At 50.9% G+C, this 26,534-nt stretch carries 21 protein-coding genes; 11 read left to right on the forward strand and 10 right to left on the reverse strand.

The features are described 5' to 3' along the window. Nucleotides 1–158 precede the first annotated feature (158 nt). A complete protein-coding gene (gene nifJ, locus QMN38_RS12355; RefSeq protein WP_323605142.1) occupies nucleotides 159–3,683 on the reverse strand; it encodes a pyruvate:ferredoxin (flavodoxin) oxidoreductase in 3,525 nt (1,174 codons plus the stop codon). Nucleotides 3,684–3,957: 274 nt separating this feature from the next. On the opposite strand from nifJ, the gene QMN38_RS12360 reads away from it, so the two are divergent. After that, on the forward strand, nucleotides 3,958–4,224 hold the full coding sequence (locus QMN38_RS12360) for a putative hemolysin (RefSeq protein ID WP_003020360.1): 267 nt from the start codon (nucleotides 3,958–3,960) through the stop codon (nucleotides 4,222–4,224). Nucleotides 4,225–4,237: 13 nt separating this feature from the next. On the opposite strand, the gene hslJ is transcribed toward QMN38_RS12360, so the two are convergent. The 3 genes from hslJ to QMN38_RS12375 all read right to left on the reverse strand — a co-directional run bounded on the left by hslJ (nucleotide 4,238) and on the right by QMN38_RS12375 (nucleotide 6,828). Beyond that, a complete protein-coding gene (gene hslJ / locus QMN38_RS12365) occupies nucleotides 4,238–4,657 on the reverse strand; it encodes a heat shock protein HslJ (RefSeq protein WP_048211553.1) in 420 nt (139 codons plus the stop codon). Nucleotides 4,658–4,769: 112 nt separating this feature from the next. Beyond that, nucleotides 4,770–5,759 (reverse strand): 2-hydroxyacid dehydrogenase, encoded by a 990-nt coding sequence (locus QMN38_RS12370; RefSeq protein ID WP_137381769.1) that lies wholly within the window; start codon nucleotides 5,757–5,759, stop codon nucleotides 4,770–4,772. A gap of 253 nt (nucleotides 5,760–6,012) precedes the next feature. Continuing rightward, the gene (locus QMN38_RS12375; RefSeq protein WP_271448780.1) at nucleotides 6,013–6,828 is read right to left on the reverse strand and encodes an APH(3')-I family aminoglycoside O-phosphotransferase; all 816 of its coding nucleotides are present in this window, start codon (nucleotides 6,826–6,828) and stop codon (nucleotides 6,013–6,015) included. 298 nt (nucleotides 6,829–7,126) lie between these two features. Between QMN38_RS12375 and QMN38_RS12380 the strand changes: the two genes are divergently transcribed. The 4 genes from QMN38_RS12380 to QMN38_RS12395 all read left to right on the forward strand — a co-directional run bounded on the left by QMN38_RS12380 (nucleotide 7,127) and on the right by QMN38_RS12395 (nucleotide 10,597). Next, the gene (locus tag QMN38_RS12380) at nucleotides 7,127–9,766 is read left to right on the forward strand and encodes a YdbH family protein (protein WP_271448781.1); all 2,640 of its coding nucleotides are present in this window, start codon (nucleotides 7,127–7,129) and stop codon (nucleotides 9,764–9,766) included. Beyond that, nucleotides 9,763–9,954, forward strand: coding sequence for a YnbE family lipoprotein (locus QMN38_RS12385; RefSeq protein WP_271442536.1), 192 nt, complete (start codon nucleotides 9,763–9,765; stop codon nucleotides 9,952–9,954). The genes QMN38_RS12380 and QMN38_RS12385 overlap by 4 nt, the downstream gene beginning before the upstream one ends. A 7-nt stretch (nucleotides 9,955–9,961) precedes the next feature. Beyond that, complete coding sequence (locus QMN38_RS12390; protein WP_271457274.1) at nucleotides 9,962–10,288, forward strand: YdbL family probable chaperone protein; 327 nt, start codon at nucleotides 9,962–9,964, stop codon at nucleotides 10,286–10,288. Nucleotides 10,289–10,417: 129 nt separating this feature from the next. Then, nucleotides 10,418–10,597, forward strand: coding sequence for a hypothetical protein (locus QMN38_RS12395; RefSeq protein ID WP_121584690.1), 180 nt, complete (start codon nucleotides 10,418–10,420; stop codon nucleotides 10,595–10,597). Nucleotides 10,598–10,631: 34 nt separating this feature from the next. Here QMN38_RS12395 and azoR read toward each other — a convergent pair whose 3' ends face one another. After that, a complete protein-coding gene (gene azoR / locus QMN38_RS12400) occupies nucleotides 10,632–11,237 on the reverse strand; it encodes an FMN-dependent NADH-azoreductase (RefSeq protein WP_005126702.1) in 606 nt (201 codons plus the stop codon). A 201-nt stretch (nucleotides 11,238–11,438) separates the two neighbouring features. Here azoR and hrpA point away from each other — a divergent pair, with 201 nt between their 5' ends. The 3 genes from hrpA (at nucleotide 11,439) to aldA (ending at nucleotide 17,883) form a co-directional block, all read left to right on the forward strand. Next, entirely contained in the window at nucleotides 11,439–15,341 is a 3,903-nt protein-coding gene (hrpA, locus tag QMN38_RS12405) for an ATP-dependent RNA helicase HrpA (protein ID WP_323605143.1), read from the forward strand. A gap of 111 nt (nucleotides 15,342–15,452) precedes the next feature. Beyond that, entirely contained in the window at nucleotides 15,453–16,244 is a 792-nt protein-coding gene (locus QMN38_RS12410) for a YdcF family protein (RefSeq protein ID WP_323605144.1), read from the forward strand. A gap of 199 nt (nucleotides 16,245–16,443) precedes the next feature. Then, nucleotides 16,444–17,883, forward strand: coding sequence for an aldehyde dehydrogenase (aldA, locus tag QMN38_RS12415; RefSeq protein WP_271442533.1), 1,440 nt, complete (start codon nucleotides 16,444–16,446; stop codon nucleotides 17,881–17,883). Between the two features lie 54 nt (nucleotides 17,884–17,937). Here aldA and QMN38_RS12420 read toward each other — a convergent pair whose 3' ends face one another. Both QMN38_RS12420 and gap read right to left on the reverse strand, forming a co-directional pair. Further along, nucleotides 17,938–18,864, reverse strand: coding sequence for an alpha/beta hydrolase (locus tag QMN38_RS12420; protein WP_323605145.1), 927 nt, complete (start codon nucleotides 18,862–18,864; stop codon nucleotides 17,938–17,940). A gap of 126 nt (nucleotides 18,865–18,990) precedes the next feature. Next, complete coding sequence (gap, locus tag QMN38_RS12425; RefSeq protein ID WP_323605146.1) at nucleotides 18,991–19,992, reverse strand: type I glyceraldehyde-3-phosphate dehydrogenase; 1,002 nt, start codon at nucleotides 19,990–19,992, stop codon at nucleotides 18,991–18,993. Between the two features lie 189 nt (nucleotides 19,993–20,181). Here gap and cybB point away from each other — a divergent pair, with 189 nt between their 5' ends. After that, nucleotides 20,182–20,712 (forward strand): cytochrome b561, encoded by a 531-nt coding sequence (gene cybB, locus QMN38_RS12430; protein WP_271442530.1) that lies wholly within the window; start codon nucleotides 20,182–20,184, stop codon nucleotides 20,710–20,712. Between the two features lie 42 nt (nucleotides 20,713–20,754). Here the strand turns inward: cybB and QMN38_RS12435 are convergent, their stop codons facing one another. Further along, nucleotides 20,755–21,681, reverse strand: coding sequence for a DMT family transporter (locus tag QMN38_RS12435; protein WP_271457280.1), 927 nt, complete (start codon nucleotides 21,679–21,681; stop codon nucleotides 20,755–20,757). Nucleotides 21,682–21,861: 180 nt separating this feature from the next. Between QMN38_RS12435 and QMN38_RS12440 the strand changes: the two genes are divergently transcribed. Both QMN38_RS12440 and QMN38_RS12445 read left to right on the forward strand, forming a co-directional pair. Beyond that, nucleotides 21,862–22,281 (forward strand): translesion error-prone DNA polymerase V autoproteolytic subunit, encoded by a 420-nt coding sequence (locus tag QMN38_RS12440; protein ID WP_318048313.1) that lies wholly within the window; start codon nucleotides 21,862–21,864, stop codon nucleotides 22,279–22,281. Then, complete coding sequence (locus QMN38_RS12445) at nucleotides 22,281–23,591, forward strand: Y-family DNA polymerase (RefSeq protein WP_323605147.1); 1,311 nt, start codon at nucleotides 22,281–22,283, stop codon at nucleotides 23,589–23,591. The genes QMN38_RS12440 and QMN38_RS12445 overlap by 1 nt, the downstream gene beginning before the upstream one ends. Nucleotides 23,592–23,737: 146 nt before the next feature. Here the strand turns inward: QMN38_RS12445 and QMN38_RS12450 are convergent, their stop codons facing one another. Beyond that, nucleotides 23,738–24,829, reverse strand: a complete 1,092-nt coding sequence (locus tag QMN38_RS12450; RefSeq protein ID WP_323605148.1) for a YadA C-terminal domain-containing protein — start codon at nucleotides 24,827–24,829, stop codon at nucleotides 23,738–23,740. Between the two features lie 945 nt (nucleotides 24,830–25,774). Further along, on the reverse strand, nucleotides 25,775–26,008 hold the full coding sequence (locus QMN38_RS12455; protein ID WP_323605149.1) for a hypothetical protein: 234 nt from the start codon (nucleotides 26,006–26,008) through the stop codon (nucleotides 25,775–25,777). Nucleotides 26,009–26,534 lie beyond the last annotated feature (526 nt).

A 26,534-nucleotide genomic window follows, 5' to 3' on the forward strand; every position in this document is an offset into this window, starting at 1 on the left:
CGTTATTCTGCGCAGGTTATATGCCTTTATTGTCACGATTTAATTTATTTTCGTTGGTATGTTGGCAGGAATGCCCACTACCCAGCGAATAAATTGACAAGCCCGAACAATTGTTCGGGCTTTTTTTTGGACTCCAGGTTAATACCTAACTGAGCGTATTAATCAGTACTGCTCTTTTCTGCTTTTCCTGCCAATTGCGCCAGGAAATCGTAGCGTTTTTGCAAGTCAGCCGTTGCGTCTTTCCACAGTTGCTCCGCAACCTCGGGTTGTTGCGCATTCAGACGACGGAATCGTTGCTCATTAAGCAATGTTTCAGCCAGCGCGTCTGACGGTGGACGAGAATCCAATGCCAGCGGTAATTTGCCTTCGTCTGCACGACGCGGGTCAAAGCGATACAATGGCCAGAACCCGGTTGCGGTGAGCTGACGCATCTGATCGTGACTCAGCGCGAGATCGTAGCCATGTTCTTCACAGGGGCTGTACGCAATAATCAGCGATGGGCCCGGATAAGACTCCGCTTCCTGAATTGCTTTCACCGTCTGGTTTAGCTGTGCGCCCAACGAGATCTGCGCCACGTATACATGGCCGTACATCATCATACTGACACCAAGATCTTTGCGGGCCTTGCGTTTACCATGCTCGCCGAATTTAGTCACGGCACCGAGCGGTGTGGCTTTTGACGCTTGTCCGCCAGTGTTGGAGTAACACTGGGTATCCAGTACCAGAATGTTAACGTTCTCGGTCAGGCTTAAGACATGGTCCAGACCACCAAAGCCAATGTCATAGGCCCAGCCATCACCACCAATCAGCCAGATGGATTTCTCCACCAGCGCATCAGCGTCGGTCAGTAACTGCTGTGCGCCTTCGACACCCTGCAGATGCTGGCGCAACGCTGCAACTTGCTCACGACGGACTTCTGGTGTTGCCTCCACGTGCAGGGCGTCATTCAGCTCTGCCGGGATTTTGTCGGCAAACTGTTCCAGTAAACGCATGACGCGCACACGATGCTGATCTACCGTCAGACGGAAGCCCAAACCAAACTCGGCGTTATCTTCAAACAGTGAGTTCGCCCACGCCGGTCCACGGCCATTAGCATCGGTGGTATACGGCGTTGAGGGCAGGTTACCGCCATAAATTGATGAACAGCCAGTGGCGTTGGCGATCAGCATACGATCGCCGTACAGCTGCGTAAGGAGTTTGATATACGGCGTTTCACCGCAACCGGAACAGGCTCCGGAATATTCAAACAGCGGGGTAATCAGCTGAGACGTTCGGATATCAATGCGTTCCAGCTTGCTGCGATCGATCTCCGGCAGATTGAGGAAGAAGTCATAATTCACTTTTTCTTCTTCAACATATTCAAGGCGAGACATCATATTGATGGCCTTGATCTCAGGATTCTGGCGATCTTTCGCAGGGCACACTTCGACGCACAGATTACAGCCGGTGCAATCTTCAGGTGCGACCTGCAGTACGTACTTCTGACCGCGCATATCGCGTGATTTCACATCCAACGAATGCAGGCTGGCAGGGGCGCTTTCCATCGCTTCTGGTGAGACCACTTTGGCACGGATGGCCGAGTGCGGACAGGCGGCAACGCAATGGTTACACTGTGTACATAGATCTTCTTTCCAGATAGGAATTTCTTCGGCGATATTGCGTTTTTCCCAACGCGTGGTTCCCATCGGCCAGGTACCGTCCGGTGGTAACGCTGAAACGGGCAGGGCATCACCGAGACCTGCGAGCATCGCTGCTGTCACGGTTTTTACAAAATCAGGTGCGGCATCAGAAACTACCGGCGGACGGTTGGCGCTGTGCGGATCAACCGGTTGCAGTGCCACCTCGGCGACGGATTCACGTGCCAGCGCCAGCGCCTGCCAGTTACGTTCAACCAGATCCTGACCTTTGCTGCTATAGCTTTTGGCTATGGCACCCTGCAATTCAGCCAGGGCGCTGTCACCGGGTAAGATTTGCGTCAGATGGAAGAACGCCATTTGCATGACGGTGTTAATACGCGCTGCCAGACCGCACTCACGCGCGATTTTGGCCGCATTAATCACATAGAAACGGGCTTTCTTCTGATTCAGTACCGCCTGAACTTCCTGTGGCAGGCGAGTCCAGACTTCATCCACGCTGTACGGCGTATTGAGCAGGAAAATACCGCCAGGCTTCAGACGTTCGGCCATTTGATATTTATCGATAAACTGCAACTGATGGCAGCCGACAAAATCAGCCTGCGATATCAGATACGCCGAACGGATAGGGTGCTCACTGACGCGCAGGTGAGAAACGGTCAGGCCACCTGCTTTTTTCGAATCATAGACGAAATAACCCTGCGCGTACCACGGCGTGGAGTTACCGATAATCTTGATATTGTTTTTGGTGGCCGATACGCTGCCGTCGCTGCCCAGACCATAGAACAGCGCTTCGAGTTTGGCGGTACCGGGCAGGGTATTTTCTGGCAGAGGCAGCGACAAATTGGTGACATCGTCATAAATACCGACCGTGAAACGCGATTTGGGCTTAGCGCTGCTCAGTTCATTAAATACTGCCATCACGCAGTCCGGGCCAAACTCTTTAGAAGAAAGCCCGTAACGCCCGCCAATGACGCGTGGTAATGTTTCCCGTTCGCCGCAGTTAAAGGCTTCTGCCAACGCGGTCATCACATCCAGATACAACGGCTCTGCCTGGGCGCCGGGCTCTTTGGTGCGATCCAGAACGGCAACGCTACGCGCAGTTTCAGGTAATGCCTGTAGTAAGTGTCTGGCGGAGAAGGGGCGGAACAGTCGAACTTTCAGGACGCCCACTTTCTCTCCACGAGCAAGTAACTCTTCGACGACTTCTTCGCAGGTACCAATCGCGGAACCCATCAAGATAATGACACGCTCCGCCTGTGGATGACCGTAATACTCAAATGGCTGGTACTGACGACCTGTCGCCGTGGCGAAATCGTTCATCGCCTGTTCTACGTGATCGTAAACCGCGTTGTACCATGGGTTCGTCGCTTCGCGTGACTGGAAGTAAGTGTCCGGGTTGGCAGACGTCCCGCGAATAACGGGATGTTCTGGGTTCAGCGCGCGGGCACGATGCGCATCAATTTCAGCTTGCGGCATCAGGCTGAGGATCGTGTCATCGGCCAGCGGCACAATTTTATTGATTTCATGCGATGTGCGGAAACCATCAAAGAAATGAATAAAAGGGACACGGCTTTTCAGCGTGGCGATTTGTGAAATCAGTGCGAAATCCTGCGCTTCCTGGACGCTGCTGGCGCAGAGCATGGCGCAACCTGTCTGGCGCACTGCCATTACGTCGGAATGGTCACCGAAGATAGAGAGTGCATGAGTAGCAATGGTACGCGCGGCAACGTGCAGCACAAATGGCGTCAACTGACCGGCCAGTTTGTACAGCGTTGGGATCATCAACAGTAGACCCTGCGATGAGGTAAATGACGTTGAGAGCGCACCGGTCTGCAATGCGCCGTGAACGGTCGCGATTGCGCCGCCTTCTGACTGCATTTCTACGACGCGAGGGGTATCTCCCCAGACGTTTTTAAGCCCGTTCCCGGCCCAGGCGTCTGCCTGTTCTGCCATCGTCGAACTCGGCGTAATCGGGTAGATGGCGATAACCTCGCTGGTACGAAAGGCAACCGAAGCAACCGCACCATTACCGTCAATTGTTTGCATACTGACACCCTTACATTGCGCAAAAAGAGGGACACGCAAAACAGTAGCGAGTCCTGTAATTATCCTTTTATTTTAGCAAAAGGCTTTCAGGCACATTTTCGCTTTTGTGTCCCTGGAATAAACAGAATGAATGGTTTGATCAAAGGAGTAGCCAAAAAATTGCCAGAAAATGTAAACAGCACGCATAAATGCGCATTTTGCCTCTCGACGGCAGTGTTTCCGCTGCCTATTATTTATGGCTGTGTCGTTTGGTTAATATTCAGAGGGGAGTAAGATGCGCGCAGCGTTTTGGGTAGGGTGTGCCGCGTTGTTATTATCGGCTTGCAGCAGTGAACCTGTTCAGCAGGCAACGGCCGCGCACGTTGCACCGGGCATGAAGGCCGCAATGTCCAGCTCCGGAGAAGCCAACTGTGCCATGATTGGCGGTTCGCTATCCGTTGCTCGTCAACTGGATGGTTCAGCCATCGGGATGTGTGCATTACCCAACGGCAAACGCTGTAGTGAGCAGTCGCTTGCCGCCGGAAGCTGTGGGAATTATTGAGCCACTGCTTTTATTACATTAAATCCGCCAGTTTAAACGTCAACGTTTGTTCTGCCGTAGCCAGTGTTAACTGGTCAGCAGTCAGATCGACCTGTGCGCCTTGCTTAAACATCTCGCTGACGATGCCGTCGAGCGCGTTAAGCTGTGGATCGGCGCACATCATGCGCGTCATTGCCATGTCTTTCACTTTTAATTCACCGTCGGACAGCTTGCCCTGACCGTGGAACTGATTACACATTTTTCCCGACACCGTCATATTTTCACCGAAACTTAATTCAGGTGGGTTATTGGCGACGGTTACCGGCTTGCCATTGACGCTCTGTAAAACAAAACGGTGGTGCTGTAACTGTTCGCGATTGACGGAAATTTTTCCATTGCTCACACAGCCAGCCATAAGCATGCTGAGCGCAATCAGCGTGACAATTTTCTTCATTAACTTTCTCTACGTTCGTGACGGGATTACATTCGTAATGATAATGATATCGCCAGATTTATCATCGGGGGTTATCTGAAAATGCTCCCCTGGAAGCAGGGGAGCGGTATGATTAGAAGAGGGCGTTCGGGCAGGTTTCGCCTTTGGCGATTTGAGCCAGATTCTGCAAGGTTGTTTCAGAAATGCTGGTCAACGCTTCGGCAGTCAGGAATGCCTGATGCCCGGTGAACAGGACGTTATGGCAGGCTGACAAACGACGGAACACATCATCCTGAATCACGTCATTGGACTTATCTTCAAAGAACAGGTCGCGTTCATTTTCATACACGTCCATACCCAGGGAACCGATCTTCTGGTTTTTCAGCGCGTCGATTGCTGCCTGAGAATCAATCAGCGCACCACGGCTGGTGTTGATGACCATCACGCCATTTTTCATTTGCTCAAAGGCTTCGTGATTGAGCAGATGATAATTTTCCGGTGTTAACGGGCAGTGCAGGGAAATAACATCAGACTCTGCAAACAGTGTTTTAAGATCGACATATTCAACCCCTAACTCAAGGGCGGCGGCGCTGGGATACGGATCAAACGCCAGCAGGCGCATACCAAACCCTTTCAGGATCCGCAGTGCAGCAATACCGATTTTACCTGTACCAATCACCCCGGCAGTTTTGCCGTACATGGTGAAACCCGTCAGACCTTCAAGTGAGAAGTTTGCGTCACGAGTACGCTGATAAGCACGATGGATACGGCGGTTCAGCGTCATCATCATACCGATTGCATGTTCGGCGACGGCTTCAGGTGAATAGGCAGGAACACGTACAACCTGCAAGCCCAACTCTTTCGCGGCGTCCAGATCGACGTTATTGAACCCGGCGCAGCGCAGCGCTATGTATTTCACACCGTGCTTTTTCAGCTCTTCCAGAACAGGGCGGCTGCCATCGTCATTCACGAAGATACACACGGCTTCGCAACCGTGGGCTGTTTTGGCTGTCTTTTCCGTCAACAAAAAGTCAAAAAATTCAAGTTCAAAACCAAAAGCCTCGTTAACCTGCTGCAGATACTTCTTGTCGTACTGTTTTGTACTATAGATGGCGAGTTTCATAAGACTTTCTCCAGTGATTTTGACGTCACATTAATCCAATTCAAATTATTTTACAAAATATAAAAAATTATTGATAGTCAAAGACGTAATGAAAAATTCCAGCGCATCTGTTGTTAGTGTGGGCAGGTTCTTCAATTTCAACAACTGATTTCACTCATGCCAGACTGCATGCGGTTTTTGGTTGTTTTTTGGGCCCATTTAGGCGGAGTCAGGTATGGATCAACGGTACGTCTTCACATTGCAGACGTACCGTTTAAAAAAACTCATCGAGCATCAAATGAAACTGCACTTTGTTACTGTCTGGGTGGGAAATACCATATGTTTGAAAAAGTCGTTGCTGTAAAGACAGTGAAAATTCCCCGAGACAACTCCAGAGGATCGCAAGGTCCTGGTAACGATCGGCAATACCTACTCGACCAACGTCAATACAACCCATCACGCGGCCATCAGCAAAAATAATGTTATCAAGCGAGAAGTCGCCATGCGTCACAACGGGATCGGGAGGAAATGGCAAACGGTCATGCATTGCATCCCAGACTTGTTCAGCAGACCAGTCATGACGTTCATCATCAAAATCATCGGTATCTACCAGACCGTTGACCATTCGTGTATGGGCTAATGAGAGACGAAACGGGTAGTCGCTGTTAAAAGGGCAGTGGCTGACTGGAATGGCATGTAATCGACGCAGGAATACTGCCAGCGCATCAACAATATCGCCACGGTCATCAGGATAGTCTTCCAGCATCTGAAAAGCGGTTTTTCCACTGATTGCTGTTGTCAGAAGCCACGCTTCATCAGCCGTACGGCTAAAATGATTGATGGTGGGCAGAGGCATATAGGCCTGCAGCCAGTTGAGTCTGACCATTTCATCGGTGATATCATTTGCAACGGTGCCTTTGCCATGCTTTAGAAATAACTCTGGCGCATCAGCCTTGCCATATAAGTGATAAATTGCCGCCCCGGACAGACCGACATTATTCCGCGCCCATTGATAACCTGCCAGTTCAGCGTCCAGCAGTGGGTTTAACGGCAGACTGGCGCATAGCGTTTCTCTTTGCGAATGATTCATACAACCCCTTTGTTTGGCAACAGAAGCACAGCAGAGCATTCTAATCTCACTCACTGTAAATCCATCATTTTGCAATGTAAGGTATTGATTGAAGCATCACTGTCATAGCAGTCCTGAACAGATGTAACTAATCTCCATCTTATTGATTTATCAGTTTCTTTGTGACTGATCTGCGTTCTATAAAAACGACATATCTTTCGGGAGCATCTATTCTTAATGTGGGCATGTTTAGTTAAACATGCCACAATACAAGCCTAAACCGGCTTAAATTTTCGCTAAATCAGGATATTAACTACCCATGAAGGGTAAATATAAAGCCGTTCTGGCACTCCTCTTATTATTGATTCTCATGCCGCTGACGCTGCTGATGACACTCGGTTTGTGGGTGCCTACGCTGGTGGGTGTTTGGCTACCGGTAGGTACGCGTATCGCGCTGGATGAGAGTCCACGGCTGACCCGACACGGGCTGTATATCCCGGAACTTCGTTATCTGGTCGATGATTGCCCGTTAGCACGTATTACTCAGGCTGAACTGTCGCACCCGAGTCGTTGGTTGTTGAACGTCAAGACCATTGAACTGGATTCTGCTTGCCTGGCCAAACTGCCGCAGGCGCAACCCTCACCCGTCGCACCTAAAACATTGGCGGAATGGCAATCGATGCTGCCCAATACCTGGATTAACATCGATAACGTTGTTCTCTCCCCATGGCAGGAGTGGCAGGGCAAACTGTCACTTTCGTTAACATCGTCTATTCAGCAGCTTCGCTACCAGGGGGAAAAGGTTAAATTCCAGGGGCGCCTGCATGGACAAAATCTGACGGTAAATGAACTGGACGTTGCGGCGTTTGAAGGGCAACCGCCGGTAAAACTGGTTGGGGAATTTACGATGCCGCTGGTTCCTGACGGACTGCCAGTGAGCGGGCATACGGTCGCAACGCTCAGTTTACCGCAGGAGCCAACGCTTGTGGATGCGGAGCTGGAATGGCAGGAAAATAGCGGGCAACTGATCGTGATGGCACGGGATGCGGCCGATCCGCTTCTCGATCTGCCGTGGGAAATCACGCGTCAGCAACTGACTATCAGTGACGGTCGCTGGAACTGGCCTTATCAGGGGTTCCCGTTAAGTGGGCGTCTGGGGGTGAAAGTCGAAAACTGGCAGGCCGGTCTGGAAAATGCCGTGGTGAGTGGGCGTCTGAATATTCTGACGCAAGGTGAAGCCGGCAAAGGGAATGCGGTGTTAACCCTGGGGCCCGGCAAGCTCAACATGGATAACAGCGAAATGCCGCTGCAGTTGACCGGTGAAGCCAAACAAGGCGATCTGATTTTCTACGCCATGTTACCAGCAAGGCTCACCGGCAGCTTGAACGATCCGCAACTGGCGTTTGAACCTGGGGCATTGTTGCGCTCCCGTGGTCGAGTTATCGACTCACTTGATATTGACGAAATTCGCTGGCCATTGGCTGGCGTTAAAGTGACACAGCGCGGTGTGGATGGGCGTCTGCAGGCCATTTTACGAGCGCATGAAAACCAGATGGGGGGCTTTGAGTTACACCTTGATGGTCTGGCAAATGATTTTCTTCCTGATGCAGGCCGTTGGCAGTGGCGGTATTGGGGCAAAGGCAGTTTTACACCGATGCATGCGCTTTGGGATGTCGCTGGCAAAGGGGAGTGGCACGACAACACCTTGAGACTTTTCGACCTCTCGACCGGATTTGACCATCTGCAATACGGCACCATGACGGTGGAAAAACCGCGTCTGGTGATGGATGCGCCGATCGTGTGGGTCCGTGATGCCGAAAAACCGACGTTTAGCGGTGCGCTTTCGCTCGATGCCGGAAATACGCTCTTTAGCGGGGGCAGCGTCTTGCCCCCTTCAACGCTGAAGTTCAGCGTCGAAGGGACTGATCCGACGATTTTCCAGTTCAAAGGTCAACTTCATGCCGGAGCAATAGGTCCTGTACAGTTGAATGGGCGCTGGGATGGGATCCGCCTGCGTGGTCAGGCCTGGTGGCCAAAACAATCACTCACCGTTTTCCAGCCATTGGTACCCCCAGACTGGAAAATGAATCTGCGCGAAGGTGAACTGTATGCGCAGGTGGCATTCTCTGCCGCGCCGGAGCAGGGCTTTGAGGCGGGGGGACACGGCGTACTGAAAGGTGGCAGTGCCTGGATGCCTGATAACCAAATTAACGGTGTCGATTTTGTACTGCCGTTTCGTTTTAGTGAAGGCGCATGGCAACTGGGTACGCGGGGGCCGGTATCATTACGTATTGCGGAAGTTGTGAATCAGGTTGCTGCGACAAACATCACCGCCGACCTGCAGGGCGGATATCCCTGGAGTGAAGACAATCCGCTACTGTTAAGCGATGTCAGCGCCGAACTGCTGGGTGGCAAAGTGGTTATGCAACAACTGCGTATGCCGCAGCACGATCCGGCATTGTTACGGGTGCAGAATATCTCCTCCAGCGAACTCATCAGTGCGGTAAATCCGAAGCAGTTTGCGATGTCAGGTCCGGTCAGCGGTGCGTTACCGTTATGGCTGAATAACGAAAAGTGGATTATCAAAGACGGATGGTTGACCAACCCAGGACCAATGACGTTACGTATTGATAAAGACACTGCGGATGCCGTTGTCAAAGATAACATGGCAGCCGGCGCGGCGATTAACTGGTTACGTTATATGGAAATAACGCATTCCTGGACGAAAATAAATCTGGATAACCTGGGTGTTTTAACTATGCAGTCAAGCGTCACGGGGAATAGCCGGGTGGATGGAAAAGTGGGTACCGTTAATTTGAATTACACCCATGAGGAAAACGTATTTACGTTATGGCGCAGTTTGCGTTTTGGTGACAATTTACAGGCATGGCTTGAGCAAAATGCGGCGCTGCCAGAAACCCATTGCCCGGAAGGCAAGGAATGTGAGGAACAACAATGAAAATGAGAGCTGCCATGCTGGGCCTGCTTGCGTCATCTCTGCTGGTGGGGTGTACCCCCAGAATCGAAGTGGCTGCGCCTAAAGAGCCCATCACTATCAATATGAACGTCAAAATCGAGCACGAGATCCATATCAAAGTGGATAAAGACGTCGAGAGTTTACTGAAATCGCGAAGCGATCTGTTCTGAGGTCACGATGAAAAAACAGCTTGTAGCGATCCTGATGGCGTTAAGTTTTTTGAGCGGCAACGTGTGGGCATTGACGCTGAATGAAGCCAGAACGCAGGGACGGGTAGGTGAAACACTTAACGGCTATCTTGTCGCGCTGAAAACGGATGCTGAAACGCAGGCGCTGGTGAATGAGATTAATAAAGCGCGCAACGCCAGTTACCAACAACTGGCTGAAAGCAATAATATTCCGCCAGATGAAGTGGCAAAAATGGCCGGGCAAAAACTGGTTGCTCGCGCCAAACCCGGCGAGTATGTACAGGGCATAAATGGCAAATGGTTAAGGAAAGAATAATGCATTTCTGAGCCGGGCTGACAAGTATTGCATTCACTTGAATTATTCATCGACATCGCAATAGTTGCCACACGGCATGATATCGATGTTGATATAGTTCCTCTCCGGTCGCGTCACTGGAGTGAAATCATGTGGCTTTTTAAGTGGTATGTCTGGAATCGTTGGGTATTCAAGCTGTTAAGCCGGGATGTCGCGGAGCCGGAACAATTTTTACTGCATTGCTGGGAAGAGAATCTGGCGAAGTGCAGGGATTATGCAACTATCTGGCGTGATATTAATCGCATTCATGGGAAGCAGGCAAAGAAGTAAGTACCCTCCCACCGGATGGTGAGAGGGTCAATCATCAGGCAGCGACGACGCTGTCGATTGCCGCTTTTGCATCGGACTGTGCTTTAGATGCCACTTCCGGACCGTAAGCAATACCTTCCGCGAAGACGACGTTCACGTCGGTGATACCGATAAAGCCCAGGAACACATTCAGATACGGGGTGATCAGGTCGGTAGGCGTATCTTTATGGATACCACCACGGCTGGTCAGCACGATAGCACGTTTTCCGGTTACCAGACCTTCCGGGCCTTTCTCGGTGTAACGGAAGGTTACGCCAGCACGGGCAATCAGGTCGAAGTAGTTTTTCAGCTGCGTTGGGATGTTGAAGTTATACATCGGCGCGGCGATAACAATCACATCATGCGCTTTCAGCTCAGCGATCAGCTCATCAGACAGCGCCAGTGCTTCTTGTTGACGTGGCGTCAACGGGGTATCGCTCGGGCGCATCGCACCCACCAGTTCGCCATCCAGTACCGGAACAGGATTTGCAGCCAGGTCACGGACGGTGATTTCGTCAGCAGAGTGCTTTTCACGCCACTGTTCAACAAAATAATCAGACAACTGACCAGACTGAGAGTACCCTGCCAGAATACTGGATTTAAGAACTAATACCTTGCTCATGGGTGTTTCCTTTTATGTGTTTGAAGGGGATGTGCCCCGTTGCTTGTTGACACTTTATTCACAATCCTGCCGCAGTGATAGCGCAATATATCGAATCCTATGTTCGAAATTATTGAACAACACATGAAAAGCGCCGATGTGGTACTCTATACCCATCATCTACAAGAGATTTAACCCGGCAGAGCACTGCCCTCTAACGCTATGACAGAACAACAAAAATTAACCTTCAACATCCTGCAGCAACAGCTGGAATCGCTGATGCTGCGCGACAGACAGCGTTTTTCTCGTCGCCTGCACGGCGTGAAGAAGGTTAAAAATCCTGATGCACAACAGGCCATTTACCAGGAGATGGCAAAAGAGATTGACCAGGCAGCCGGTAAGGTTGTGCTGCGTGAAGCTGCTCGACCGACAATTACCTACCCGGAAAACCTGCCTGTCAGCCAGAAAAAACAGGATATTCTGGAAGCCATTCGCGACCATCAGGTAGTGATTGTTGCCGGGGAGACCGGTTCAGGTAAGACCACACAGCTACCAAAAATTTGTATGGAGCTGGGGCGAGGGGTGAAGGGGCTGATCGGCCATACCCAACCGCGCCGCCTTGCCGCACGTACCGTCGCTAATCGTATTGCTGAAGAGCTACACACTGAGCCGGGTGGCTGTATCGGCTATAAAGTCCGCTTTAGCGATCATGTCAGCGATAACACCATGGTTAAGCTGATGACGGACGGTATTCTGCTGGCGGAAATCCAGCAGGATCGGATGCTGATGCAGTACGACACCATCATCATCGATGAAGCGCACGAACGTAGCCTGAACATTGACTTTCTGCTTGGCTATCTGAAAGAGCTTCTGCCGCGCCGTCCAGATCTGAAAATTATCATCACCTCGGCGACTATCGATCCGGAGCGCTTTTCAAAGCATTTCAATAACGCGCCAATTATCGAAGTCTCCGGTCGAACGTATCCAGTAGAAGTACGCTATCGCCCGATTGTTGAAGATGCGGATGACACCGAACGCGACCAGCTGCAGGCAATTTTCGATGCCGTTGATGAACTGGGACGTGAAAGTCAGGGTGACATTCTGATCTTCATGAGTGGTGAACGTGAAATTCGCGATACCGCTGATGCACTGAACAAACTGGATTTACGTCATACCGAAGTCTTGCCGCTGTACGCACGTCTCTCCAACAGCGAGCAGAACCGCGTGTTTCAGTCGCACAGCGGTCGCCGTATCGTGCTGGCGACCAACGTGGCGGAAACGTCGCTGACCGTACCTGGCATCAAGTATGTGATTGACCCGGGAACGGCGCGTATCAGCCGTTACAGCTACCGTACCAAAGTGCAGCGCTTGCCGATTGAACCGGTGTCGCAGGCCTCTGCGAACCAGCGTAAAGGTCGCTGTGGTCGTGTATCGGAAGGGATCTGTATTCGTCTCTATTCAGAAGACGATTTCCTGTCGCGCCCGGAGTTTACCGATCCGGAAATTCTACGTACCAATCTGGCGTCCGTTATTCTGCAAATGACGGCGCTGGGTCTGGGGGATATTGCCGCATTCCCGTTTGTTGAAGCCCCGGATAAACGCAATATTCAGGATGGTGTGCGCCTGCTCGAAGAGCTGGGTGCGATTACCACCGACGAGCAGCAAACCGCTTATAAACTGACGCCGTTGGGTCGTCAGTTGTCGCAATTGCCGGTGGACCCACGCCTGGCGCGTATGGTGCTGGAAGCGCAGAAACATGGCTGCGTACGTGAGGCGATGATCATTACCTCGGCGCTGTCCATTCAGGACCCGCGTGAACGCCCTATGGATAAGCAACAGGCTTCCGACGAGAAACACCGCCGCTTCCACGACAAAGAGTCTGATTTCCTTGCGTTTGTAAATTTGTGGAATTACCTCGGCGAGCAACAAAAGGCGCTGTCATCGAACCAGTTCCGCCGTCAGTGTAAGGTTGATTTCCTTAACTATCTGCGCGTGCGCGAATGGCAGGATATCTACACGCAACTGCGTCAGGTCGTGAAAGAGTTAGGTATTCCGGTCAATAGCGAACCTGCTGAGTACCGGGAAATCCACGTTGCGTTGCTGACCGGATTACTGTCGCATATCGGGATGAAAGATGCGGATAAACAGGAATTTACCGGTGCGCGTAATGCCCGTTTCTCGATCTTCCCAGGTTCCGGTTTATTCAAAAAACCGCCGAAGTGGACAATGGTTGCAGAGTTGGTGGAAACCAGCCGTTTGTGGGGACGCATTGCCGCGCGAATCGATCCCGAGTGGGTGGAGCCAGTTGCCCAGCATCTGATAAAACGTTCGTACAGTGAACCGCACTGGGAGCGTGCCCAGGGGGCGGTGATGGCGACAGAAAAAGTCACTGTTTACGGCTTACCGATTGTTGCCGCCCGTAAGGTGAACTACAGCCAGATCGATCCTGCACTATCGCGTGAACTGTTTATTCGCCATGCATTGGTGGAAGGTGACTGGCAGACGCGGCATGCGTTTTTCCGTGACAACCTCAAGCTGCGTGCGGAAGTGGAAGAGCTGGAACATAAATCGCGTCGTCGCGATATTCTGGTCGATGATGAGACGCTGTTTGAGTTTTACGACCAGCGTATCAGCCATGATGTGGTTTCCGCCCGACACTTTGATAGCTGGTGGAAGAAGGTCAGCCGCGAGACACCGGATCTGCTCAACTTTGAAAAGAGTATGCTTATCAAAGAGGGCGCGGAGAAAATCAGCAAGCTGGATTACCCGAACTTCTGGCATCAGGGCAATCTCAAATTGCGGTTAAGCTACCAGTTTGAACCCGGTGCTGATGCGGATGGCGTGACCGTGCATATTCCGCTGCCGTTACTAAACCAGGTTGAAGAGAGCGGTTTTGAATGGCAAATCCCGGGGCTGCGTCGTGAACTGGTGATTGCGCTGATTAAATCACTGCCAAAACCGGTACGACGTAACTTTGTGCCGGCACCGAACTATGCAGAAGCGTTTTTAGGTCGTGTGACACCGCTGGAACTGCCGCTGCTGGATTCGCTGGAGCGTGAACTGCGCCGGATGACCGGCGTCACCGTTGACCGTGAAGACTGGCACTGGGATCAGGTGCCCGATCATCTGAAAATAACGTTCCGGGTGGTCGACGATAAGAACAAAAAGCTGCAGGAAGGACGCTCACTGCAGGCTCTGAAAGATGCGTTGAAGGGTAAAGTCCAGGAAACGCTGTCTGCGGTGGCAGATGATGGTATCGAACAGAGCGGCCTGCACATCTGGAGCTTTGGTCAACTGCCGGAAAGTTACGAGCAAAAACGCGGCAACTATAAAGTGAAAGCATGGCCAGCGCTGGTGGATGAACGAGACAGCGTTGCCATCAAACTGTTTGATAATCCGCTGGAGCAACAGCAAGCGATGTGGTGCGGCTTACGCCGTCTGTTACTGCTGAATATCCCATCACCTATCAAATATTTACACGAGAAACTGCCCAACAAAGCGAAGCTGGGGCTGTATTTTAACCCATATGGCAAAGTGCTGGATTTGATTGACGACTGTATTTCCTGCGGTGTGGATAGACTTATCGACGCTCACGGCGGCCCGGTGTGGACGGAAGAGGGCTTTGCGGCGTTGCACGAAAAAGTGCGGGCTGAGCTGAATGACACGGTGGTTGATATTGCGAAGCAGGTCGAACAGATCCTGACGGCGGTATTTAACATCAACAAACGTCTGAAAGGGCGTGTGGATATGACCATGGCGCTGGGGCTTTCGGATATCAAATCGCAAATGGGTGGGCTGGTGTACCGTGGATTTGTCACCGGCAACGGCTTCAAACGTTTGGGCGATACTTTGCGTTATTTGCAGGCCATTGAAAAACGGCTGGAGAAACTGGCAATTGATCCGCACCGCGATCGGGCGCAGATGCTGAAAGTGGATAGCGTGCAGCAGGCCTGGCAGCAGTGGTTCAATAAACTGCCGCCTTCGCGGCGTGAAGATGATGATGTCAAAGAGATCCGCTGGATGATAGAAGAGCTGCGTGTCAGCTACTTTGCCCAGCAGCTCGGCACGCCGTATCCCATCTCGGATAAACGTATTCTGCAGGCGATGGAGCAGATTTCAGGCTAACGCGTGGTGGTGCCGTAGACCGGATACGGCGAGATAAGGCGCGGTGCCTGCTGGCGCTGTGCCTTATCAGGCCTACACCGGTCTACAGAACAAAGACCAGGAGTCACGAACATGAGACAGTTTCCAACACTTTCCGCGCCTACCCTTGCGGCGATAAACACCGTAGGACAATGGTTAGCGCAGAGCGATTTTGTGGACCACGCTGCTATTCAGGCAGACTGTGTGGTTCTGGCGGGGAATGCGGTGATCCCGACTATCGATGCGGCCTGCCAGATAGCGAAAGAACATCAGATCCCCTTGCTGATCAGCGGGGGAATAGGCCATTCCACAACGTTTCTGTATAGCGCGATTGCTCAACATCCGCGCTATAACATCATCCGCACCAGCGGACGAGCAGAGGCGGCGATCCTGGCTGATATTGCGCACCAGTTCTGGCAAATTCCGGGTGAGACGATTTGGGTGGAAGACCAGTCAACAAACTGCGGTGAGAATGCACGCTTTAGCTGTGCCTTACTGAACCAGGCGACAGAAAATATTCGCACGGTCATTGTGGTGCAGGACCCTACAATGCAACGCCGCACGATGGCGACATTCCAGCGTGTAACCCGTGATGATCTGCAGGCACCGCGCTGGTTGAGTTTTCCCGGTCTTATCCCTGAGTTGACTCTACAGAACGGCGGTGTGGATTTCGCGCCGACTGCGGAGGGGCTGTGGTCTGTGGATCGCTATCTTTCGCTGATTACCGGCGAATTGCCGAGACTACACGATGATGCAACCGGCTATGGCCCTCGCGGTCGTGATTTTATCGCCCATGTTGATATCCCGCAGAAAGTTGAGGATGCGTGGCTGCATCTGCAAAACGATACGGCGCTGACTGATCTGCTGGCGAGCCGATCGCTGTAATCTCTGCCGCCCGTTTGTGCATGTTTTGTCGTAAACGGGCATAAATCCTGCCTGTTTTTTCCCTTCGCTATGACATTACCAGACGCTTTTATGAAGCGGCTCACAGAACGACAATTCCAGCAGTAATGCGTCATGCATGATTGGTATTAATTAACAATAGTTTTACTTGTTAAAAACAAATCAATCACAGGAGAAGCGCATGTCAGTACCCGTACAACATCCTATGTATATTGATGGGCAGTTTGTGACCTGGCACGACGATGCCTGGATTGATGTCGTCAATCCAGCGACCGAAGAGCTGATCTCGCGTATTCCCGATGGACGCGCTGAAGATGCACGTAAAGCGATTGATGCTGCGGAGCGTGCCCAGCCGGCATGGGAGGCGCTACCTGCAATTGAACGTGCAAACTGGCTACGCAAAATTTCTGCTGGCATACGTCAACGCGCCAGTGAAATCAGTGCGCTGATTGTGGCGGAGGGCGGGAAGATCCAACAGCTGGCCGAGGTCGAAGTCTCGTTTACCGCCGACTACATCGATTATATGGCGGAGTGGGCACGGCGTTACGAAGGTGAGATCCTGCAAAGCGATCGTCCAGGTGAGAATATCCTGCTGTTTAAGCGTGCGTTAGGTGTAACAACCGGTATTCTGCCGTGGAACTTTCCGTTTTTCCTGATTGCCCGCAAACTGGCGCCAGCTTTGCTGACGGGTAATACCATTGTGATTAAACCCAGCGAATTCACGCCGAATAATGCGATCGCTTTTGCCAAGATTGTTGATGATATTGGTCTGCCGCGCGGGGTATTTAACCTGGTGCTTGGACGCGGTGAAACGGTCGGTCAGGAACTTGCCGGGAACCCCAAAGTAGCGATGGTGAGCATGACCGGCAGCGTTGTGGCGGGCGAAAAAATCATGGCTGCAGCAGCGAAAAATATCACTAAGGTATGTCTGGAGTTGGGTGGTAAAGCGCCAGCAATCGTCATGGATGATGCCGATCTTGAGCTGGCCGTGAAGGCAATTGTTGACTCGCGGGTGATTAACACCGGTCAGGTGTGCAACTGCGCCGAACGCGTGTATGTCCAGAAAGGCATCTATGACCAGTTTGTGAATCGTCTGGGAGAGGCAATGAAAGCCGTCCAGTTTGGCAACCCGGCCGAGCGTAATGACATCGCGATGGGGCCGCTCATTAATGCGGCTGCGCTGGCACGTGTGGAACAGAAAGTGGCGCGCGCAGTGCAGGAGGGCGCCAGGGTGGTGCTGGGCGGTAAAGCCATAGAGGGGAAAGGCTATTATTACCCGCCGACGTTGCTGCTAGACGTGCGCCAGGAGATGGCGATTATGCACGAGGAGACGTTTGGTCCGGTGCTGCCGGTGGTAGCGTTTGATACGCTGGAAGAGGCGCTGACGATGGCAAACGACAGCGACTATGGGCTGACTTCGTCGATTTACACGCAAAACCTGAACACGGCGATGAAGGCGATTAAAGGGCTGAAGTTTGGCGAAACCTATATTAATCGCGAAAACTTCGAGGCGATGCAGGGGTTCCATGCGGGGTGGCGTAAGTCAGGAATTGGTGGTGCAGACGGTAAGCATGGCTTGCATGAATATCTGCAAACGCAGGTGGTATATCTGCAGTCCTGATACTGATACGCTGAGTATAAGCCGGGTGATCCTGTGTGCCACCCGGCACAATCATCACACTTTTGTGGCTATCCAGTTCATCATCATTTCCGGCCACACGGCCAGCGGTAACCCTTGAGTATCCCGAATACCGAAGCCGTGTTTGCCGCGTTCAAACAGATGCATTTCAACAGGAACCCCCTGTGCGCGAAGCGCATTAAAAAATGCCAGACTGTTTTCGACTTTTACCGCCGGATCGTCAATGGCATGCAGCAGGAATGTCGGCGGCGTCGCATTCTCAACCCGTTCTTCAAGTGAATAGCGATGCAGATCCTGCTCTTCGGGGGTCGTGCCAACTAATTCAAGGCGAGAGCCTGGATGAGCAATATTCTCACGCAGGCTAATCACCGGATAGACCAGTGCCATGAAAGCGGGTCGGGCGGGTTGTTCGTCTGCGCTATCTATGGGCGTATAAACCGATTCAGCAAAACGTGTTCCCAGGCTGGCTGCCACATGACCGCCAGAGGAAAAGCCCAGGACACCGATACGATCAGGGTCGATTCGCCACTCCTGTGCGTGAGCCCGAATGTAGCGCATCGCGCGTTGGGCATCGGCCAACGGGGCGTTTGACGCTTCCTCGTGACCATCCCCCGGCATGCGATAGGTCATGACAAACAGGGTATAACCACGGGCATTAAAAAAGGGTGCCAGCGCACTGCCTTCTTTGTCCAGCACGACGCGGCGATAAGAGCCGCCGGGGGTGACAAGTATCCCCACACCATTCGGTTTTGCGGGGGCGTAGACGGTGATTTCTGGGGCACGAATACCGGTTACCGCACGATCGTAATGAGAGGTTCCCGTATGTCTGGGTTCGGGGGTAAATACCGCATCGCTGTTTTTTGCTCCGGGGGCTTCACCCATTGGCCAGACTGAGACGGTGGCGGCGTGGGCAACGGCTTGCGCTATCATAGTTTCTAACGTTTCACGACTCAGTGCTTCCATTACTGTGCTCCCTTTGTGGCAAAGGTTAGCTATAGCACACTTAATGGGGTGAAAACGGGGAGAGACTCACAACATATTGAATTAGCGGGAAATGAAACGAGGCGGAGGCGATCCTCCGCCATAACACTAAAGCGTGGTAAATTTATCCAACGTACGGATCAGTTGGGTGACAAAACCGTACTCGTTATCGTACCAGGCCACGGTTTTTACCAATTGCAGATCGCCCACTTCGGTGATCTCGGTTTGTGTCGCATCAAATACTGAACCGAAATGTGAGCCAATGACATCTGACGAGACAATTTCTTCGTCGGTATAGCCGAATGATGCATTGTTCAGCGTTGCCTTTTTCAGCGCGTTGTTAACCTCTTCCGCAGTGACTTTTTTACCCAGAATCGACACCAGTTCTGTGACAGAGCCTGTTTTTACCGGAACACGCTGGGCGTGGCCTTTTAATTTCCCGCTCAGGGCCGGAATCACCAGACCAATCGCCTTCGCTGCACCGGTGGTATGAGGAATGATATTTTCTGCTGCCGCGCGTGAAGCTCGCAGATCCTTACCACGTGGCCCATCAACCAGTGATTGTGTCCCGGTGTAGGCATGGATGGTAGTCATGGTACCAAGCTGAATACCGAAGTTGTCATGCAGCGCTTTTGCCATCGGTGCCAGGCAGTTAGTGGTGCACGATGCGACAGAAATAATCCGATCGCTTGCATCCATCGTGTCGTCATTCACGTTAAAGACGATCGTCTTCATCTCTCCTGCTGGGGCGGATATCAGGACTTTTTGGGCGCCTGCATCCAGGTGGGCCTGCGATTTTTCTGTTGAGGTATAAAAGCCAGTGCACTCGATGATAATTTCCGCACCTGTGGTTTTCCACGGAATATTTTTGGCCTCTTTTTCGGCGTAAACAGCAATTTTTTTGCCATCGACAATCAGTGCGTCTTCGGTAAAGTCGACGCTCCAGGGAAATGGTCCGTAGTTTGAATCGTGTTTTAACAGATAGGCGAGGATTTTCGGTGAGGTAAGGTCATTGATAGCGACGACCTCCACGCTGCTTTTGACTTCCAGTAGCCGACGCAATACCAGACGACCGATACGACCAAAACCGTTAATGCCAATTTTACTCATGGTTTTCTCCTGTCAGGATGAGACGGTACGACATATTTTCCCTACCAGGCATAGTCCAGTCAGGCATCCGCGGCAATAGCTGTTTTTGCGGTTAAACGTAACTGACTGAAAATGAGTGAACAAAACTTAATGAATTTTTAACAAAAGCCCGTTATGTTGACGCATTATTGTTTTTATTCGAGAAGTGTTATGGGGAAGAAGTATTCTGGCCTGCAAATTGGCATTCACTGGCTGGTCTTTTTGTTGGTCATTGTGGCCTACAGTGCCATGGAGTTTCGCGGATTTTTCCCGCGCAGCTATCGTCCCGGGTTCAACATGGTGCATGTTTCCTGTGGTATCACGATTTTAGCGTTGATGGTGGCGCGTCTGCTGGTCAGACTTAAGTATCCGGCACCGCCGATTGAGCCAAAACCGAAGCCGATGATGACTGGCATGGCGCATCTGGGGCACCTGGTTATCTATTTGCTGTTTATTGCGCTGCCGATTATTGGCCTGGTGATGATGTATAACCGGGGAAATCCGTGGGTTGCATTCGGCATTGTTATGCCACATGCGGCAGAAGCCAATTTTGAACTGGCCGATATGCTGAAATCATGGCACGAAACGTTGGCAAACCTGGGTTATTTTGTCATTGGCCTGCATGCCGCTGCGGCTCTGTTACATCACTATTTCTGGAAGGATAATACGCTCCTGCGCATGATGCCGCGTAAGCGTTCCTGATAAAACACCCCGCGTAATGCGGGGTGTTTTATTTCTCCGTGATTATTTTTCGCAGGAAATCTCTTTTTCAACGCGCTGTACCTGCGTGGCGCGTTTCTTCAGGCTGATGATGGCCAGCGCCAGAACAATCAGCACAATCCCGCTACCTTCGATAATGCCAGGTTCTTCGCCGAGCAACCACCAGGAAAAGAGTACCCCACAAACCGGTACCGCCAGCGTGCTTAAGCTGGCGATACTGGCTGGCAGGTTACGCAGCACAAACAGCCATAAGCTCCAGGCCAGCGCTGTTGCCAGTACGGCGCTGTATCCTAATGCCCAGAACACGACAGGCTGCCAGTCAGGCGTTCGCTGTGGGACCAGCCAGGCTACCAGGCTCATCACCAGCGCGGCATACAGCATCTGCCACGAGGTGAGTGCTAACAGGTCGATATTGGGATGACGAGCGTACATCCGTTTGGCGACAACCGCACTGGCTCCCCAACTGATACCTGAGAGGATTGCCAGCAGCGCACTCTTCATTGACGAAAAGTCCAGTTGCCACGGCTGCAATACCAGTATCAATCCAAACGCCGCCACCGCAATAGCGACGTACTGCAAACGACGCATGCGTTCACCGAGAAAAAGGGCGGCCATAATAACCACCCAGAAGGGCATGGTATAACTCAGAATAGCGACTTTTCCCGCACCGCCGCTGACCAGCGCCCACTGTGATAATCCCACCATGCCGCACGTTTGTAACAAGGCTATCGCCAACGTATACCTGAACGGGGTCGGGCGCATTCCGCGTCCACGTAGCATCAGGACAATAAATAATAGCAATGCCCCAAAAGAACAACGTAGTGCGGTGAAATCGAATGAACCAATGTAGTGCGTGACCTGTTTCATAGCAATCCAGCTATAGCTCCAGATGAGCGTTAGCGCGATCAGGCCGCCAATGGCCAGCGGATTGCTTTTCCCTGCGGTAGTCATAGTGTGTCCGTTTTGATGATGTTATGGCGCTACTATACCCGGTTTCATGTCACGATACTTTTGTGCAGACACGAGTCGTTATAATTCAGGCGAATAGCCATAGCGCCACAAAAAGCTGCTTGAACAACTGCTCAGATAAAACTACTGTATATAAATACAGTTAATATTGGATGAGTCATTATGTTGTTTCTCAAGCCAGCGGATCTCCGCGAAATCAATACAGCTCCCTTGTTTAGTGACCTTGTTCAGTGCGGGTTTCCCAGCCCGGCTGCGGATTATGTCGAGCGGGGCATCGATTTGAATGAATTGCTAATTCAGCATCCCAGTGCCACGTACTTCGTGAAAGCCGCGGGGGATTCAATGATTGAGGGGGGGATCGATGATGGCGATTTGCTGGTTGTTGACAGTTCGCTGACGGCGGTACATGGCGATATTATTATCGCTGCCGTTGATGGTGAGTTCACGGTTAAGCGGCTGCAGCTTCGTCCAACGGTACAGCTCGTTCCAATGAACAGCGCTTATGCACCGATCGTTATCGGTCGTGAAGAATCACTGAATGTATTCGGTGTCGTTACCTATGCCGTGAAGGCTCTGCGCTGATGTTTGCGCTCTGCGATGTAAATTCGTTTTACGCCAGCTGTGAGACCGTTTTCCGGCCCGATCTCTGTGATAAACCGGTGGTGGTTCTCTCAAATAACGATGGCTGTGTTATTGCCTGCAGCGCGGAGGCCAAAAAACTGGGTATCCAAATGGGGGCGCCGTACTTCAAACAAAAAGATCTGTTCCGACGTTACGGTGTGACGTGTTTTAGCTCAAATTACGAGCTGTATGCGGATATGAGCAGTAGAGTCATGTCCATCCTCGAGGAACTCTCTCCGCGCGTGGAAAGGTATAGTATTGATGAAGCGTTCTGTGACTTGACGGGGGTGAGGAACTGCAGAGATCTTACTGATTTTGGTTGCGAGATGAGGGACGCTATTTTGCAGAAAACGCATCTTAAGGTGGGCGTCGGTATTGCTCAGACCAAAACACTGGCTAAGCTGGCAAATTATGCGGCTAAAAAGTGGCAGGATCAGACGGGCAGCGTGGTCGATCTATCGAATAGCGAGCGCCAACGCAAGCTGATGGCAGCCGTTCCGGTAGATGAAGTCTGGGGCATTGGTCGCCGTATCGGTAAGAAACTGGATGCAATGGGCATTAAAACGGTTTGTGACCTGGCTGAAACCGATATTCGCTTTATCCGCAAACATTTCAGCGTGGTGCTGGAAAGAACCGTACGGGAATTGCGCGGCGAATCGTGCCTGGCGCTGGATGAGTTTGCGCCGGTTAAGCAGGAAATCATCTGCTCAAGGTCGTTTGGTGTACGGCTCACGGATTATAATGCCATGCGGGAGGCTATTTGCACCTATGCTTCACGTGCGGCGGAGAAGTTGCGCGGAGAGCATCAGTTCTGCTGCTTCATTTCTACGTTTATTAAAACCAGCCCATTTGCCCATAACGAACCTTATTATGGTAACAACGCGTCGGTAAAACTACTGACACCAACCCAGGACAGCCGGGATATTATTGGTGCGGCGACGCGTTGCCTTGACGCCATCTGGCGAGAGGGGTGGCATTATCAAAAAGCAGGCGTGATGTTAGGGGATTTTTTCAGTTCCGGTGTGGCACAGCTCAATCTTTTTGATGAAAACGTCCCGCGGCATAATAGCGACAAACTTATGACGGTTCTGGATACGCTTAATGCTAAAAATGGTAAAGGGACGCTCTGGTTTGCCGGACAAGGGATACAGCAACCATGGGCAATGAAACGAGACATGCTCTCACCTCGTTATACGACGAGATACAGTGATTTACTGCGGGTGGGGGATCTCCAGCGGTGTAATGCCACATCTACGATTGCGTGTCTCTGACATTTCGGTAGCATGAAAAAGCAAGATACATATCCTGCCTTTTTCATGCTATTACCCGTTATTTACCTGATAATTCCTTCAGATACTGTGGTGGTTGATACCAACAGTGGCCGCCATAAGTTCGCGTTCAGACCACGGCTTATTCCTTACCAGCCATAAGACATGCCACCGCCAACCACAAAGTTATGCTGTGTGTCGTTGGAAACGGACGCTTTAACGACAACGTGCTCTGATGCCCGGGCAGAGAAACCGACAGCCAAAGCTGTTTCGCCATCCGTCGTACCGACACCCGCGCCGACGTTGACGCTCTGAGACTCAATAACCTGGGGGATATTCGCCATTGCTGCGACACCAGCGATGCCAGCGGACGCGCGTTTACGGTTCTGATCCACTTCATTTTTCAGCTTACCGAAGTTAGCGTTGGTGTTCTGCTCCAGTGTTTCGATGCGTTGCTCATGATTGGCCAGTTCGTCGGTGTGTTTCGCAACCGTCGCGTTGGTCGCTGCACGTTCAGCGGCGGCGTCAGCCAGATACTTATCGACGGATGCCGAGCGTTGAGCGAACGACGAGGCTGCAACTTTTTGGGACAGGCCTGCTGTCAGCGTCTGGTAATGCGTTGCTTCTGTCTTCACTTCATCGGTGATGGCCTGTTTGTTAGTGGCAACCTGGGCTGCGTCAGCTTTGGTGCCGATTGCCGTTCTGAGCTGGCTATCCGCATCTGTACGATCGGTGATTTCTTTCTGTAATTCACCATCCTGACGCTGCTGATCGGTACTAAAGGCAGTGGTATCAACCTTGTTTTTGAGCGCGTTAGTGTTGTTGTCTGCCGTTTTCTGTGCATTTCCTGCACTCTGCATGGCTTGTGCGATATCGTTACCCTGTTGTAGGTCAACTGCTGCCTGAGTGGTTTTATCCGTATTATAAGTTGGCTTATCGACAAAATTACCTTGTGACTGCTGGAGTTGAGTGATGGCCTGTTGGTTGGTATTTGCTATGGCAGCAATGCTGTTTGCCTGAGTGACATCGGCTTTATTTGTTGAAAGATCCGCAATCGCCCCGTGGAGGTTTTCCAAATCGTACGTTGCGCCATCAATACCCGTGATAGTAATGGTGCCGACAGGATTAGGTGTTTTGGTGAAGGTAGTGACACCATTTGTTGTCGTGCCGATAGCCGCTTCGGCAATTCCAGACAATAGCAGAGAAGAAAGAATAAAAGCAGTAATTAAGTTGGTTTTCATACATGTCATCATTAATATATAAGTGTTTAAGATTGCGTTGGGCGCTGTTTGAACTTCAACGTAAATAAAATTAGATAGAATACTATCTGGCGTTTTTTGATGTTCTCTTGTCCTGTGAGTGAAGCGGCATTTTCAACAGATGCCATATGCAGTGTTTTTATTATTAAAGCTGATGCGCTGAAATAGACCGCTGCGTAGTGAAAACGGTTTTATCATCTCGACTTTGCAGTTTACTTTTCTTTCACATCAGCTGGTTATGATTCCTTTGACGTGAGGTGACCAAGGGCGGTGGATACCTTGACACCTGGCAGGCCATTGATAGTTATTCGATGGTTAAATGTTTCACTGGTTATTATTGTTATGCGATACATAGGGTTGCTTATTAGTTAGTATTTTATTGAGTGAAAATTACCACTGCACCAGATAGAATCAATATTGGAAAGTGTCCAAAATTCTACTTATTTAGAAAATTAAGAATAGTCCCAGAGTTAGTGATTGGGTAATTAAATTATTGGTGCATCGTTTACAATTAATCGTCATTAAATCGTAGCGGCTATTGTGTAAATAGACCCGTTTTAATTCCCGGTATTGCAGGCGCATTACCGGGTAGCAGAGATGTGTGGCGCGGACTGCAAACCTGACGGTATGCAGGGTGCTGTAGTCTGCTACAGCGATACGACAGGGGGATACGCGAGGTGCATTGCTCTTTGTCCCCCTGCTATATCGCCGACCTCAGTGACGTTCCAGGTTGCGTGTGAATTGGCGGCTGGTGACAGACTGCACTTTCCAGAGTCCGGTCTCTTTGACCATGCAGTCAATGACAATGTGTTTTTGCTTTTTTCCAAACGCTACGTAAACATTAACGCAAACCGGATCCGTATCACCTGCAATGGCGTTGACATTGTCGGGCCAGTCATCGCCAATGTATTGTGTCTTGAGAAAAAATCAGCATTCATAGAAAACCTCATCTTCATAATTTGGATCTTGTGTTCGCCTTAGTTTTTTCATCGTTGATGCAGTAACGTATTTATCAATATCCTTACCGTCGGTAATCGGGAAATTATTATTGTTAATTTGGTTCACGTACCACTTGTTAAATGCAACCGCCTGGTTAACAGGAACGTTGGTACTTACCATTGCAGATGATGCCACCAGCAGCAAAAGCAGTAATTTTTTCATGTCAGTTGTGCCTGTATAGAGTAACGGCGGGCTGGGTTTTCCTGTACTGCGGCCCTGGGTATAAACTGCGCTGAACGAAATCGGAGTACCAGGTCCCCGACCCATCGTAAATACAGGTGTGCCCGTACTGGTTTAGTCCTGGTAAAGTATCAATAACCGCTACTGCTCGAGCGCAATAGCCTTGGTTTTTTGGTGTGCGTGGCTTCGCGCATACGAGACCGTTTCGTGTTTATTCCATGACATATATTTCCCTCAATAATAGAACGAATGGTAAGGGGACATTACGCCAGCAATTAATTGAAAATTGTATTTTATAGTGAGATTTAATTAATCAATATAAGTTTTGTTAATATTTATTTATAATGAATAGTTAAGATGTATGGCATTATATTTAATTATTCATTCTCGTAAACTCCATAGCTAACCGCATTCACGTCGTGCTTGCTGTTGGTGATGCTGCCAACTTACTGATTTAGTGTATGATGGTGTTTTTGAGGTGCTCCAGTGGCTTCTGTTTCTATCAGCT

Origin of the sequence: Citrobacter sp. R-1.5.2, assembly GCF_035064245.1 — a bacterium.
Classification (GTDB): domain Bacteria; phylum Pseudomonadota; class Gammaproteobacteria; order Enterobacterales; family Enterobacteriaceae; genus Citrobacter.